General features: G+C 64.8%; 11 protein-coding genes. 6 read left to right on the top strand and 5 right to left on the bottom strand.

What is annotated here, in order from left to right; translation table 11 throughout:
• Nucleotides 1-94: 94 nt before the first annotated feature.
• Nucleotides 95-1231: an o-succinylbenzoate synthase gene (locus MPN20_RS01155; RefSeq protein ID WP_242778385.1), complete on the top strand. Its 1137-nt coding sequence runs from the start codon at nt 95-97 to the stop codon at nt 1229-1231.
• Between the two features lie 40 nt (nt 1232-1271).
• Here MPN20_RS01155 and MPN20_RS01150 read toward each other — a convergent pair whose 3' ends face one another.
• Entirely contained in the window at nt 1272-1991 is a 720-nt protein-coding gene (locus MPN20_RS01150) for a hypothetical protein (RefSeq protein WP_242778382.1), read from the bottom strand.
• An 87-nt stretch (nt 1992-2078) separates the two neighbouring features.
• Nucleotides 2079-3710 carry an alpha/beta hydrolase family protein gene (locus MPN20_RS01145; protein ID WP_242778380.1) on the bottom strand — a complete coding sequence of 544 codons (1632 nt, stop codon included), beginning with the start codon at nt 3708-3710 and terminating at the stop codon, nt 2079-2081.
• Between the two features lie 59 nt (nt 3711-3769).
• On the opposite strand from MPN20_RS01145, the gene MPN20_RS01140 reads away from it, so the two are divergent.
• Entirely contained in the window at nt 3770-5578 is a 1809-nt protein-coding gene (locus tag MPN20_RS01140) for a thiamine pyrophosphate-binding protein (protein ID WP_242778377.1), read from the top strand.
• 151 nt (nt 5579-5729) lie between these two features.
• On the opposite strand, the gene MPN20_RS01135 is transcribed toward MPN20_RS01140, so the two are convergent.
• Entirely contained in the window at nt 5730-7466 is a 1737-nt protein-coding gene (locus tag MPN20_RS01135; RefSeq protein ID WP_242778374.1) for a DUF222 domain-containing protein, read from the bottom strand.
• Between the two features lie 160 nt (nt 7467-7626).
• A complete protein-coding gene (locus MPN20_RS01130) occupies nt 7627-8991 on the bottom strand; it encodes an isochorismate synthase (protein ID WP_242778371.1) in 1365 nt (454 codons plus the stop codon).
• 127 nt (nt 8992-9118) lie between these two features.
• Here MPN20_RS01130 and MPN20_RS01125 point away from each other — a divergent pair, with 127 nt between their 5' ends.
• The 4 genes from MPN20_RS01125 (at nt 9119) to MPN20_RS01110 (ending at nt 13360) form a co-directional block, all read left to right on the top strand.
• Nucleotides 9119-9823 (top strand): demethylmenaquinone methyltransferase, encoded by a 705-nt coding sequence (locus tag MPN20_RS01125; protein ID WP_242778368.1) that lies wholly within the window; start codon nt 9119-9121, stop codon nt 9821-9823.
• A 2-nt stretch (nt 9824-9825) separates the two neighbouring features.
• Nucleotides 9826-11127: a geranylgeranyl reductase family protein gene (locus tag MPN20_RS01120; RefSeq protein ID WP_242778366.1), complete on the top strand. Its 1302-nt coding sequence runs from the start codon at nt 9826-9828 to the stop codon at nt 11125-11127.
• Between the two features lie 40 nt (nt 11128-11167).
• Nucleotides 11168-12178 (top strand): polyprenyl synthetase family protein, encoded by a 1011-nt coding sequence (locus MPN20_RS01115; protein WP_242778363.1) that lies wholly within the window; start codon nt 11168-11170, stop codon nt 12176-12178.
• A gap of 108 nt (nt 12179-12286) precedes the next feature.
• Complete coding sequence (locus MPN20_RS01110; protein WP_242778360.1) at nt 12287-13360, top strand: permease; 1074 nt, start codon at nt 12287-12289, stop codon at nt 13358-13360.
• An 18-nt stretch (nt 13361-13378) separates the two neighbouring features.
• Here MPN20_RS01110 and rarD read toward each other — a convergent pair whose 3' ends face one another.
• Nucleotides 13379-14302, bottom strand: coding sequence for an EamA family transporter RarD (rarD, locus tag MPN20_RS01105; RefSeq protein ID WP_242778357.1), 924 nt, complete (start codon nt 14300-14302; stop codon nt 13379-13381).
• Nucleotides 14303-14321 lie beyond the last annotated feature (19 nt).

Genomic DNA, 14321 nt, shown 5'->3' with positions numbered 1-14321 from the left:
GCTCCAAGCCTATCCCTTGCGGCGGCGCGGCCGGAGAGGACGGCGCGGCTGAAGAATGCGGCGCAGCTGAAGAGGGCGGCGCTAGGCTGGGCACATGGCCAACACTGAACTGAGCTTGGACGCGGAGAAGTCTGCGAACCCGGAGAACCCTTCGAGCGCCGAACTTCCCGAATCGATGATGGACCTGCTTCAGGAAGTCCACGTTCTTCGCCTGCCGATGGTCACACGGTTCCGCGGAATCACCGAGCGTGAGGTCCTCCTCTTCGAAGGCCCTAACGGGTGGGCTGAGTTCTCCCCGTTCACCGAGTACGGCACTGCCGAGTCGTCGCGCTGGCTGCGCGCCGCGCTCGAGTTCGCGGGGCATCTGCCCCCACACCCGGGCACGGCTGCTGTGCCGGGAGCGGAGGCTTCGGGCCACCTCGGCGAGAGCTTCGTCGCGATCAACGCGACCCTGCCGGCGTGTGCGACCTCCGAGGTCGAAGCAATCCTGTCCCGGTTCGGTCCCGTCGGCACGGTCAAGGCAAAGGTCGCCGAGCACGGCATCGACTCGCTGCCGGCTGACCTGGAACGGCTCCGCGAGTTTCGGCGACTGTTTCCGACAGCCACCCTTCGCCTCGATGCGAATGCCGGATACTCGGTGCCGGAGGCGCTGACCGCGTGTGCGGAGTTCGCGCACTTCGATCTCCAGTACTTCGAACAGCCTGTGGCCGCCGTTGAAGACATGGCTCGGCTGCGGCAGGCACTGTCCGAGCGCGGTCTGCCCGTGGTCCTCGCCGCCGACGAATCGATCCGGAAGGCCGATGATCCGCTGCGCGTGGCAGAGCTGGGAGCCGCCGAGGTGGTCATCGTCAAGGTTCAACCGCTGGGTGGGATCGCTGCCGCACGTTCGGTCATCGAGGCCTGCGGCCTGCCGGCCGTGGTGTCCTCGGCCCTGGAGTCATCCGTCGGTCTGGCCGCCGGTGCACACTTGGCGGCGTCGCTGCCGCGGACTGACCGGAGTCTCGAGATCCTCGGCGAGAATCCGGCCTGCGGTCTGGGGACGGCCCGGCTCTTTGGGGAGGATGTCGTGGCCGAGGAGAAGAGCCTGAGCCCGGTCGATGGGCGGATTCCGGTGACGCGAATCGTCCCGGACCCGAAGCGCCTCGAGGCGCTGGCGGTGGATCCGGGACGATTCGCGTGGTGGTCTGACCGGCTGCAGGCGTGTTGGACGCACCTGCGGCCTCAGGTCTGAAACTTGGGGCGAGGATCAGGTCTGAAACTTGAGGCGAGGATCAGCCGGCGTTCTTGACGGCCTCGACGAATGCCTCGGCGGTCTTGGGCACGACCTCTTTGTCGCTGGTGTCGGCGACGTTGGCAGCGGTGACGATGTTATTGCCGACTCGGCTTGTGACAGTGTCGGTGCTGAGGACTGTCTGACCTCCGGCATCGATCTTGGCGCTGATGCCCACGGTTTCATCGGCGCCGTCAACGGTGGCGTCGAAGGGCTTGTAGGACATCTTCATCTCGATGCCCTGTGACTTCACGGTCACATTGCTGCACTCTTCGGTGATCGTGCTCGAGTTCTTCAGCTGTTTGGTTGCGTCGGCCTCGTTAGCGAGGCTGATGAGAGCGACGGTGAGCGTCTTGTCGGAGGAGACACCGGTGGCGGTGGTGCCGTTGCTCGCCTGGCTTGCGTTGAGGGCGGACATCGACATGTCCTTGCACTTCGCGGGTTCGAATTCGGAACTTTCCAGGGCCTTGAGCGCTTCGCTGCCGGACGCCGCCGCGGTGTCGATGGTCTTGAATTTCTGGCCGTCGGCATCGGTGGATTCGATGATCTTCTTGACCTGATCCTTGTCGAGCTTCTTCGCCTGTGAGGTCTGTTCTGCGGCGGCCTGGGATGCCGAGTCATCGCCTCCCTCCTGGCTCTGATCAGATTTCGAGCCGGACCCCGAACAGGCGGACAGGCTCAGGGCGGCGATGAGAGCGATGGCTGGGAGTGCGCGTTTCATGGTTGACCTCTCGAAGTCAGCGTTCAAACAGACGGTGGTTCACATAGACGGTAGTTCACACAGGCGGTGATCAACACAGGCGGTGGTTCACGGTGAAGGCAGATCCTTCGCTGCAGGACTGGTGCGTTTTCGACTATAACCGTAGGCTTCCGGCGACTCGTTGAGGCTGTGTGCCGATTCCGCAACATCGTCGTCCTCGGCTGCGGCGATGACGACCGTGGTGATCTCCGCTTGTCCGTGGGTTGTGAAGTGCTGTGTGCGTTTGCCGGGAATGATCGGGTCGTGCATTGCGGCGGCGAGGCGGCCAGTGAATGTCAGTCGGCCCTTCTTATCCGCGCGCTGTGGGTACTCGTTGAGACCGGTTGGGCCGGTGACGGTGATGTCGTATTTCCGTCCTGGTTCGAACAGGCCAGGAGTGCGCACGCGGAAGCTGCCGGTGCCCGTCAGCGAGAAGCCGCTGGCACTGACTGCGTCGAACCGCACGATCTGGGCTCGGCGGCGTGAGATCTCCACGCGCCACCCGTGGATGTCGAAGAGCGCGTGACCTGTCAGGTACGAGAACTCGCCGCCGTCGGCGACCTGGCGACCGCCTCGGCGGGGGTGGTCTGGTCTTGCGCCTGGTCGTGCGCCTGGTCTTGCGGCCGGTCCTGTGCCCATGCCCGCGTCAAGGTCACGTGCACGTTCTGCTTCGCGATCACGTTCTGCTTCGCGAACCCGTGCAGCGCCGACTTCATTGGAGCTGCCGTAGTTCCTACGTCGTTCGAGCGTTTTCAGCCAGGCGCCGAGTTCGCGTTCCCAGCTGATCCAGTTGTGCAGGCCGCTGGTGCGGGGGAACCAGGAGTGGCGGATGCCGAGGCCATTCAGGCGGGCGGAGAAGCGCTCGCCCTGTTGGCTGACCATTGTCTCGAGCAGGTCGCGGTCCTTCGACTCCTCGAGGATGCCCGATCCGGCGCTGAACCACAGGTGCAGGTCGCGGAGGTTCTCGGCGAGTTCATAGGGGGAGTTCGCGATCCATTCGCTGCGGTCCGTGACGGGATCGCCGAACAGGGTCATCGACTTTGCGCCCTCGCGCATGGCGATGATGTCGAAGGCCGGCACCGCTGTCAGCGGATCGAGCGGGGAGGAGAATGCCGCCGCGCTGCTGTAGCGATCCGGGTGCCAAGCCGCGTACTTCATCGCTCCGTAGCCACCCATCGACAGGCCTGCGAGGAGCTGATTCTCCGGTGAGAAGTCGATGGAGAAGTTCTTGCGCAGGAACTCCGGGATCTCGACGGTGTGAAAGGTCGGCCAGTCGTGGACTCTGCTTCCCACGGCCACACGCGAATACGTTCCCGCACCGCCGTCTGGCATGACGATGAGGTAGGGGGAATTGAGTGTGAGTTCTTCGGCTGAGCCGAAGTCGGTCCATGACCGGAAGTCGTCACCGCCGCCGTGGTAGAGGTGAATGACGGGGCTGACCTCCTGCGGGATACCAGGCAGCAGCACGCGCACTCCGACGGTGCGGCCGAGCGCGGGGGAGTAGACGAAGAACTCGCGTAACCGGCCGGAGAGTTTGCGTTTGTCTCTGGTGTGCCACTTCCGGGCCTCCTTGCCACGCGGCTCTGGGCCGAGGAACGAACTGTTCTGGTCGAGGGCCGGGAAGCGGCCGCGGTAGGCGCGAGCAGCGGTCAGAGAACGGATGGCGCGCGCCCCAACTGAGAGAAGGATCGATCGGCGCATGGGTCAAGCGTAGGGAGCCAAGGTGAACCGGAGGTGGGTTAGTGGTTGAATATTGAGTGATGTTGAATTCGAGCGCAGTGGCGCAGCAGATTGCCTGTGGGTTGGTCTCGTCCGGAGTTACGGAAGTCGTTATCGCGCCCGGATCCCGGTCGGCGCCGTTGGTCTATGCGCTCGCCCCCCTCGCCGAGGCGGGGGTGATCCGTACGCATGTGCGCATCGATGAGCGTGATGCCGGGTTCCTTGCGTTGGGGTTGGCCAGGGGGCTGCAGGTGCGGGCTGCGTCGGGCTGGGCTGAGTCGGACTGTGCTGAGTCGGGCCGGGCTGCGTCGGACCGGGCTGCGTCGGACCGGGCTGGGTCGGACGGCGCAGGTGCGGTTGCGCTGGTGACGACGTCGGGGTCAGCCGTGGCGAACCTGCATCCGGCGGTGCTCGAGGCCTCTTATGGTCACCTTCCGCTCATCGCGATCACAGCTGACCGGCCCGCTCGTCTGCGGGGGACTGGCGCGAACCAGACGATCGACGATCAGTCCCACGTCCTCAGTGATGTGCGCGCTCGCTTCGATGTACCAGCCGGAAGTGCTGATGCGAACCACCTGATCGCCGAGGCGGTTGCTCGGTCCGTGGGACCTGCCGGTGGGATGATCGGTGCGGGGCCAGGTCCGGTCCAGTTCAATGTGCAGTTCGACGTGCCACTCGTGCCGAGCGTCGACGAGTTGTCGACCTGGAAAGCCGCGGCCGCAGACATCGCCGCGGCCAGCGCCGGCAATCGCGCTGACACGAGCGCCAATCCTGGCGCCGAACCGGGCACAGTCTCGAGCGGCAGAGAATTGAGCCGTCCTGGCATGAGCGGGGTCCCGATCCGGATCACCTCGGCTACGGTGGTCGTCGCTGGTGACGCGGGGGGACGATCGGCTGATTCGCTGCGGGCGCTGGCTGAGGAACACTCGCTGCCCGTCCTGTCTGAGCCCTCGAGCCCCCTGACTCTGAGCGGCCGCGATCTGACGACATTCGTGCCGGCCCACGCGCGGGTACTCGCCGAGCGTGCAGATCTGCGGTCGGCAATTCGCACAGTCCTCGTCCACGGCAAGCCGACCCTGACTCGTCCCGTCGCGGCCCTTCTCGCTGACAAGAACGTCCTCGTCCAACGACTCCCGGACGATGTCGACGCGGCGGACCTCGCAGTCAGCGTCGACGCTGATCGCAACTCTGCTGAGCAGACGGCATGGTGTGAGGAATGGACTGCCGCGGGCCGCGAGATAGTCGCCGTGGGCCGCCTGACCCGTGGCTCGGCCGATTGCGGCACCGAGTCGGTCGCGCGCTCGATCACGATGCACTTGGCCGATTCTCCGATCAACTTGTTCGCTGCCAGCTCCAACACGATTCGCTACCTCAGTGAAGCCACCGATGTCCACGCCTACATCCACGCCTCCCGCGGGCTTGCCGGCATCGATGGCTTGGTCTCCACCGCGACAGGGCTGTCTCTTGCCCTTGATGAGCAAGTCGTGTTGGTCATCGGCGATGTTGCCATGCTCCATGATGCTGGTGGCCTGCTCACTCCGAGCGCCGAGGACGAAGGCGATGTCGTCATCGTCGTCCTCAACGATGACGGCGGGGCGATCTTCTCCGGTCTTGAGCACTCGCTGGATCATCTTGCCGGGTATCTCGAGCGGTATTTCACCGTTCCGCATGGTCGAAATTTCGGCGGACTCGCTGCGGCTTACGGCTGGGAGTATGCGCGTGTGGAAACGTTGGAGGGTTTCCTCGAGGAATTCGAGAAGTCAGCTGTCGGCTCTGGTGACTCGGACTGTTCTGATGATTCTGCGGCGAAGCAGCACGCTCGTCGGATCATCGAGGTTGATCTGACTTAGCCGTCAACGTCCGTTCTCGGTTTCGTCGCGGCAGCCCACGGCGTTGTGGCGGCGTGTGAATCGTTACTCGTTACTCGTTACTCGCAACTCGTTACTCTTTGAGTGAGGTACGAAGTATGAGGTCCGGAGAGATCCGAGATCCCCCGGCCGCTCATCCGGTGTCTCGATGGATCAGCTCGTCGAAGAGAGACTCCACGAGACTCAGCTTCGGGAAATCGATGACTTCGCTGTCACGTAGTTCTGCGGGTTGCTCAGCCTGACTGGCTGCCGGTGGTTCGCTGTTTTGACGGTCATCGTCATTGCTGTCCGCAGCCGAACCGTCCATAAGCGAACCGTCCGCAAGCGAGCTGTCGGTAACTGGAATGCTGTCGTCCGGTGAAGACTTGGGCGATGCACCTGCAACAGACGATGTCGATGTCGATGTCGATGTCGATGTCGGTGACGTTGTCGGTGTCGATGTTGATGACGGTGACGATGTCGATGTCGATGTCGATGTCGGTGACGTTGTCGGTGTCGAAGACGTTGATGTCCCGGCACAAGACTCGGCTGACGAAGCAGGTGCTGAGTTGGTTCGCGAATCAGACGAGGATGCACCACCGAACTTCGTGACGAACGGAGGAGTAGGCGACTCACAGTGTTCACCGGTGGGAGTGACAACCGTGAGATCCTCGGGAGTGGCCTCGTGCTTCCACCCGGCGTGCTCCTTGGCATAATTGCACGCCGCACACAGACCGGACGCATTCGACCACTCGGTCTCGCCTCCGCCGGCCACCGGAGTCACATGGTCAGCATGCTTGATCGGGGCATCACACCACGGCGTCCGGCACACATCGTCGCGGAAGACCACCATTCTGCGCAGCAGCCCGCCGAAGGTTCGCCTCCGCGAATCCATTCCCACCAGCTGCCCCGTCGTCGCCGAGGTGAACATGCGACGGATGAACATCTTCGCGCCACTCGCCGCCAGGAAATTCCGTGCCGTCTTCGCCGGCAGCGGTCCGTAACCCGGCAGCCAGGCCGGGACTCGACCGTCGGAGAAGAGGCTCTCGGCCTCCAACACGAGGTGAACCTCGGTGGGCACAGCTGTCGCCTCGTTCTGACCAGTGAGTCGTTCTACGAACGTGTCGCACACCATCTGGTCGCGCGTTCGGCCGAATGCCTGGTGCTCACTCTTGAGCCGCTTCGCCTCGTCCTGCAGGCTCTCATAGGCCGCGATGGCCTGCACCAGCGGCAGAACGGCAGCGACTCGTCCCATGCCATTGTCGAGGATGCTCAGAGTCACATGACGGTCCTCGGCCGCAGCCTCGGCTTTCTCATCGGCCGTCTCAGAGGAGACCTCGGCCGCGAGCGCGCGAGCCTCGCCGCGCAGTCGTCTGTTCCCCGCCGCGGGAACCCGATCCTTGAGCTCCTCATCGACAGCGCGTCGCTCATCAGAGCTGAGTCCTGCTGTCTCATCGGCGACGATGCGCGCCTTGGATTCGGAGATCGATCCGGCGGCCAATGATTCGAACGTGTGCGGCAGATCGTTGACGATGGCGCGTGAGGTGGAGAGGAACCTCCGCCCGGTCGCAGGGGAGACTCGTTTGGCCAGAGCGAGCTCATTGCCCGCGTGGACTCCTTGCTGCCGCTTGGGAACCTTGTTCGCTGCATCTTCGCGCACGCGTTGCGTATGGAATGCGACAGCCTCACGGGCCTGCGCCGCTGCAACCACAGAGGCGAGCTCTTCGAGCGCACTGATACGCCCCTGAGCTTCGAACGCGTCATCGGCGGGTTCGAGTGCGCGCAGGGTCTCACCCCACCGACCGATGTCGGTGATGATGCCCGGGCCCTCAGCCCAGTGTCCCCAATCTCGGAACTCCGAGTCCGGGTCGCCCGTCCGTTGCGCGTCCATGTGAAAACTCTAGACCGAGGTACTGACACGAGATCTGACGAGGCAGCTGACCTGGAGTGACACCGGGAACCGCACGTGACACCCAGGACCGCCCGTGACACCCAGGACCGCACGTGACGGCACAGGACCGCACGTGACGGCCCACGACCGCCGTGGAAACCTAACTCAGGCCCAGTGCCCTGCGCATCGGAGCGAATTTCGCCTCGGTCTCGGCCACCTCGGCGACGGGATCCGAATCGGGCATGATGCCCGCGCCCGCGAACAGACGGATGCGGTTGCGCTCCTCGAGCTGACCGCAGCGCAGCGCGATCCCGAACTGACCGTTGCCGCGATCGTCCATCCACCCCACCGGACCCGAATACCGTCCGCGATCCAGAGGTTCGAGCTCGTCGACGTGCGCCACCGCGCTGGCCTGCGGGAACCCGCCGACAGCCGCTGTCGGATGCACGGCCGCGGCCACGTCGAGCGCGTTGAGATCGGAGTCTTCGGGCAGGTGCGCCGAGGCATCCGAAGCCGAGTGGATGACATTGGCCAACGGCAGCAGGTGCGGGCGCTCGTCGACGGACACATCATCGGCGACCGACCCGAGGCTGCGCTGCAGGGACGCGATCGCGAACGCATGCTCGGTGCTGTCCTTGTGAGCGCTCAGAAGCTTTCTCGCCGCAGGCATCTCCGCCGTCGGATCCTTCTCCACCCCATACGTGCCCGCGAGCACGCGAGAGGTCACGCGTCCATCGTCGACCCCGATGAGCAGCTCGGGCGTCGACCCGATGAGACCGGCCACGTCGAAAGTCCAGCAGCTGGGATAGCTGCGGTTGAGTGCGCCCAGCACCGACCGGACGTCGATGTCATCGTCGGTGGTCACAAGCTCGTCGCGGGCCAGAACGACCTTCCGCAGAGTGGGATCGTCATCGAACGCGTCGACCTCCCCGGAGTTGCCCACCGGGGTGAGCATGCCCGAGACCTTCGCGACAAGATCCGCCCAGGTGCGGCTGTCGAGGTCGCCGTCGGACGCTCTCGCCGAGGTGACCCGCCGCAGCGGTTCCGCGTGCAGGATGGGTGGGACCGGGGTCGCACCCTCCGTCACGATCGACGTCATCCACACGCGACCGCCTCGGCGACCGAGGACGAATTCCGGCACGTGGATGAGTGAGTCGACCGCGGATTCCCCGGAGTAGGCGACCGTGGCGAAGCACATGAGTCCCGAGCCGAGCAGGTCGACCTCGTCCTCGATCGTCGCGGCGGCCGTAATTGCCTTCCAGGCGTCGGAGAGCTCGGCGAACCGTTCGCGGCCGCGAGCGCGGATGCGCAGGGTGCGGCCGAAGCCGATGAGGCCGGACGTGTCCCTGACCCAGCAGGAGAACGCCGAGGTGGGGAGCAGTTCCAGCGTCTTCTCCACGGTCGTGGGCAGGCCGGATTCGAACGGGAATCCGGGGCCCGGTTCGACGTCGTCGACGAAGCGCGAGCGCACGTGCAGGCGCGGGGGAGCGGCGGTGATATCGGCGGTGCTGAAGGTCGTAGTCATGGCTCTCTCACTCTAGTCGAGAAAGTCGGAGTCACAGCGTGGACTGTGGCCAGTTCCACACCTCGAACGCGTACGAAACGCGACCGCGGATTCGCACCGGGGGATGAGGTGTTGAGAGAATAAGGCCATGAACCGTGCTCAGCTGGACAAGCAGCCCGATGACGTCGCCTCGATGTTCGACGATGTCGCCTCCCGCTATGACCTCACCAACGATGTCCTCACCTTCGGCCTCGCCCGGACCTGGCGCCGAACTGTCGCCCATTCCGTGGCTGCAGGGCCCGGCGAGCGCGTCCTCGACCTCGCGGCCGGCACGGGCACGTCGTCGATGGCCTTCACGCACCATGGCGCCGAGGTGGTCGCCGGGGACATCTCGCAGGGCATGCTCTCCGAGGGGCGTCGTCGCCACCCGAGCATCGACTTCATCTACGCGGACGCGATGGATCTGCCATTCTCCGACGCCAGCTTCGACGTCGTGACGATCTCCTTCGGCATCCGCAACGTCAACGACGTCGACACCGCGTTGGCGGAGATGTTGCGCGTGCTCAAGCCCGGGGGCCGACTCATCATCTGCGAGTTCTCGACTCCGACCTTCGACCCGTTCAGCCTTGTCTACAAGGAATACCTGATGCGAGCCCTGCCCGCTGTGGCGCGAGCAGTGTCATCGAATCCCGAGGCCTACGTCTACCTCGCCGAGTCCATTCGGGTCTGGCCGAATCAGACCGACTTCTCCCACCAGATCCTCGACGCCGGATTCGACCAGGTGAAGTACCGCAACCTGACCGGCGGAATCGTCGCCGTCCACCACGCCCTCAAGCCGGGCGCTGACTGCTGACCGTGAACGAATTCGAAGCCGAAGTCGTCGTCGTCGGGGCAGGGCCCGCGGGATCGGCCATCGGCAGCTACCTGGCTCAAGCCGGCCACGAGGTCATCATCCTCGAGAAGTCCGGGTTTCCGCGTGACAAGATCTGCGGCGATGCGCTGACCCCGCGCGCGGTCAAAGAGGTCGGCTACCTCGGCATGGAGACCCCCGAATCCGAGGGCTGGCACCGCAATCGGGGCCTGCGCCTGATCGGCGGCGGGCATCGCCTCGAGATCGATTGGCCGGACATCGACGGCACCCCGAACTTTGGTCTGACCCGTCCGCGCATGGGCATGGACGAGGCCTTCGCCCGTCACGCCCAGCGCACCGGCGCCAGGCTGTTCGAGCAGGTCAAGGCCATGTCCCCGGACATCGGTGACGACGGTTGGATCCAGGGCGTGCACGCGTCCGGTACCGACCACCGCGGACGCCGGGTCGGCCCCGACGCACACTTCAGCGCCCCGATCGTCATCGCTGCCGACGGCGTCTCCTCCCGCTTGGCCGTGGCCATGGGGCTGGAGAAGCGCGACGACCGGCCCATGGGCGTGGCCGCTCGTGCCTACCATTCCTCGCCGAGGCATGCCGACGACTACATCGAGAGCTGGGTTGAGATGCGCTCGACCAACGCCCACGGTGAGTCCGAGGTCCTGCCCGGATACGGCTGGCTGTTCCCGATGGGTGACGGCACGATCAACATCGGCGCGGGCCTCCTCGACTCCTCACCGCAGTTCGGCACCGTCGACCTGCGCGCGATGATGGGGCAGTGGATCGCAGACATGGGCCACGAATGGGGCATTGACGAGTCGACGTCGCTCGGGCCGATCAAATCCGCTGCGCTGCCGATGGCCTTCAACCGCACCCCGCACTTCCACAAGGGTCTTCTCCTCGTCGGTGACTCCGGCGGAATGGTCAACCCGTTCAACGGCGAAGGCATCGACTACGCCCTGGAGTCCGCCCGTCTGGCCGCCGAGGTGATCTCGACCTATTCGCGTTACCCGAAGCACGTGATGCGGAGCCGTCTGACCGAATACCCGGCCCTCGTGGGCGATTCCCTGGGCGGCTATTTCACGTTGGGCCGCGTTTTTTCCGCCATTATCGGCCACCCCGCGCTTATGCACTTCGGAATCAAGTACGGTATGGGTGTTGATGTTGTGATGGAGTTCGTCGTGAAATTGTTGGCGAACCTCTACCGCGACCCCAAGGTCTCCGAGGCTGATCTCATCGACCGGGTGATTTCGGCTCTGACCAGAATCGTCCCGGCCACGAGCAATGCCTGAGCACACCAGTGATCCAGCGACTATGACGAATGACGAGGACATGAGCCACCTAGCCTCTCCGGCGACTTTCATCGGTGCCGATGCCCAGCTCGCGACGGATATCTCCACTCAGCTGGAAGCTGTCGAGCGCCGGCTCTACGAAGTGACCGAGCAGACCCGCAAGCTGCCTGACACTGCGTCCAAACATCTGCTGGCAGCCGGCGGCAAACGTGCCCGTCCCAATCTGCTGCTGCTCACCGCCCGCCTCGGCGACGCCCATTGCGAGGCGATCATCGACGCGGCCGTGGCCGTCGAGCTCATCCACCTGGCTTCGCTCTACCACGACGACGTCATGGACGACGCTCCTGTGCGCCGAGGTGCTCCGGCCGCACACGAGGTGTGGGGCAATTCCGTGGCGATCCTCACCGGCGATCTGCTGTTCTCGAAGGCATCGGGAGTCACCGCGAAGCTCGGTCCAGATGCCGTCAGAGTCCAGGCGGATACCTTCGAACGCCTCGTTCTCGGACAGCTCAACGAATTTGCGGGCGCTCCTGAAGGAGCCGACCCGATCGAACACTACATCCAGGTACTGGCGGACAAGACCGGATCGCTCATCGCCACCTCGGCGCAGTTCGGGGTCATGTTCTCCGGTGCGGATCAGGCCCTGGCCGAGCCCGTGCGGCTCTTCGGCGAACGTGTCGGCATTGCCTTCCAGCTGGCCGACGACATCATCGACCTCACGACAACCTCGGCGATGTCGGGCAAGACCCCGGGCACGGATCTGCGCGAACGCGTCCCGACCCTGCCGGTGCTCTACGTGCGCGCCGCTGCGGCTGAGGGTGACGAATCCGCCGCCGAGGTGGTGCGCCTCCTCGACGCCGATCTGACCTCCGACGCCGCCCTCGAAGCTGCACGGGCGGCTCTGGCCGCCCACCCGGTGACGATCCGCGCCCGCGACGAGGCGAGCCGGTGGGCCGAGGCTGCGAAGGCCGCCCTGGACCCTGTCCCTGAGGGACTGGTCAAGGAGTCGCTGTTCGCGTTCGCTGATTCGGTGGTCTCGCGCACCGCGTGATCGAGTGACAAGCGCGTGATCGAGACGCACCGCGTGATCGAGACGCGCGCGTGATCGCGGTCGTCACGGCTAGTGTCAGTGCAGACAGAGCAGAATGAGGTGGGATCCGTGTCCAGCGAAGCGGCGCCAGGTGTTGTGCAGACTCACACTCGCAGACGGCTGACCACTGTCGACTGGGTCGGACTCGGCGTTCTCGTCGTCTTCCTCGTCGTCGGCCTCAGCTGGTCGAAGTGGATGCCCTACTGGGACAAGGCCTGGACGCTGAGCCAGACGTCGATCTGGGACGGCAGTCCGCTGTTCGCGGCCGCGGGGGAGACCGTCTCCCTGGCAGGAGCCTGGAACTTCACACTCGTCTACTTCACAGCCGTGTGGAAAGCTCTGCTGGTGGCACTGCTGGTCGCCGCCGCCATCGACGCATTGGTGCCACGCGATTGGCTGCTGCGCGTGATGAACCGCCGGACCCACACCAGCCAGTCACTCGTCGGCGCGGCTCTGTCTCTGCCGTCCATGATGTGCACGTGCTGTGCGGCTCCCGTGGCGGCCGGACTGCGCAGCTCGGGTGTCAGACGCAGTGCGGCCCTGGCCTACTGGGTCGGCAACCCGCTGCTCAATCCTGCAGTCGTCATCTTCCTCGTCCTCGTCCTGCCGTGGCAGTATGCACTCACACGAGTGGTGATCGGGATCCTCATCGCCGTCGGTGCGAGCGCCCTCATCGGGCGGTGGGTCACAGGCCGCACCGAGGCGGTCCCGAACGACACACCTGAGACGCCGAGGCTGTCGTCCCTTCCCGTCCGCTACGCGCGGTCGCTCTCTCGCTTCACGCTCATCCTCGTACCCGAACATCTCATCCTCGTCTTCCTCATCGGGCTCATCAGTCCGTGGCTGACAGGGGTCTATGGGATCGAAGCGCAGCTTGGAGCCGCCGCAGTCCTCGTCGCCGCGGTTGTGGGGACTCTGCTGGTGATCCCCACCGGGGGAGAGATCCCCATCATCGTCGCGTTGTCGGCTGTCGGAGTGGGCGCTGGCGTCACCGGAGCTCTGCTGATTGCGCTTCCCGCGCTGAGCATCCCGTCGATGGTCATGGTCGGCAAGTCGCTCGGATGGCGCACGACTACGGCGATGGGAGTCGCTGTCGCCGTCGGCGGTGTGGTCGCTGGAGTGGTGCTTGCAGTCCTGAGCTGAGGAAAAATCGGCGACATTTCAGCCCAAGCCTGGCCGTCTCCAGCTCTGCCGGATCATGTCGATGCTCAGCAGGACGACGGCGATCCAGATGATGAAGAAGCCGATCCACCTCGGCGTCGACATCATCTCACCGAGGATGAACACGCCGGTGATGAACTGCATTGTCGGTGTGATGTACTGCAACATCCCGACCCACGACAGCGGAATCCTCCTCGCCGCAGCGCTGAAGAGGATAAGCGGGATCGCCGTGGCCGGGCCCGTGATGAGGATGATGACGACGTGGCCGGCTCCGAATCCCGTGAACGTCGACAGGCCCTGTGCACCGAGGACGATGAGGAAGATCAGGCTGGGCACGGACAGCACGGCACTCTCGATCGTCATGCCCTCAAGGGCTCCGACACGGTTGCCGACCTTGTTCTTCACGAGTCCGTAGAGGCCGAACGAGATGGCGACGGTGAAGGAGAGATAGGGCATCCGCCCGAGGCCGATTCCGACGATGACGACGGCGACGAGGCCGAATCCCACAGCAGTCCACTGCAGCGGACGCAGCTTCTCACCGAGGAAGATCACACCCAAGCCGATCGAGATGAGCGGATTGAGATAGTAGCCAAGAGACACCTCGACGAGCCGTCCCGTCTCGACTCCGTAGATGAACGTCGTCCAGTTGATCGCGATGAGCACCGAGGCGAGGGCGAGCATCCAGAAGGTCCGCCCCGACCGCACGACAGCCCAAGTGCGCTTGAAACCGCCGGTGAATGTCAACAGGATCGCGCAGAACAGCAGCGACCAGACGACTCGATGCGAGACGAGCTCGAGAGCACCCGTCGGCGCCGCCGCGGCGAAGAGCAGCGGAATGAGCCCCCACAGCAGGTAGGCGGACACTCCGTTGATCAGGCCGGAACGGCGGAAGGCGTTCTCATCGGGGGCTGAATCTGCGATCACACACAGAGTCTAGTGAGCG

Source organism: Brevibacterium sp. ZH18 (genome assembly GCF_022748595.1).
Taxonomy (GTDB): domain Bacteria; phylum Actinomycetota; class Actinomycetes; order Actinomycetales; family Brevibacteriaceae; genus Brevibacterium.
This window is presented reverse-complemented; position numbering and strand designations above follow the sequence as displayed.

What these genes read in the sequence shown, in the direction of transcription:
- MPN20_RS01155 (WP_242778385.1), top strand. Translation starts at nt 95, where the DNA reads ATGGCCAACACTGAACTGAGCTTGGACGCGGAGAAGTCTGCGAACCCG.
- MPN20_RS01150 (WP_242778382.1), bottom strand. Translation starts at nt 1,991, where the DNA reads ATGAAACGCGCACTCCCAGCCATCGCTCTCATCGCCGCCCTGAGCCTG.
- MPN20_RS01145 (WP_242778380.1), bottom strand. Translation starts at nt 3,710, where the DNA reads ATGCGCCGATCGATCCTTCTCTCAGTTGGGGCGCGCGCCATCCGTTCT.
- MPN20_RS01140 (WP_242778377.1), top strand. Translation starts at nt 3,770, where the DNA reads ATGTTGAATTCGAGCGCAGTGGCGCAGCAGATTGCCTGTGGGTTGGTC.
- MPN20_RS01135 (WP_242778374.1), bottom strand. Translation starts at nt 7,466, where the DNA reads ATGGACGCGCAACGGACGGGCGACCCGGACTCGGAGTTCCGAGATTGG.
- MPN20_RS01130 (WP_242778371.1), bottom strand. Translation starts at nt 8,991, where the DNA reads ATGACTACGACCTTCAGCACCGCCGATATCACCGCCGCTCCCCCGCGC.
- MPN20_RS01125 (WP_242778368.1), top strand. Translation starts at nt 9,119, where the DNA reads ATGAACCGTGCTCAGCTGGACAAGCAGCCCGATGACGTCGCCTCGATG.
- MPN20_RS01115 (WP_242778363.1), top strand. Translation starts at nt 11,168, where the DNA reads ATGAGCCACCTAGCCTCTCCGGCGACTTTCATCGGTGCCGATGCCCAG.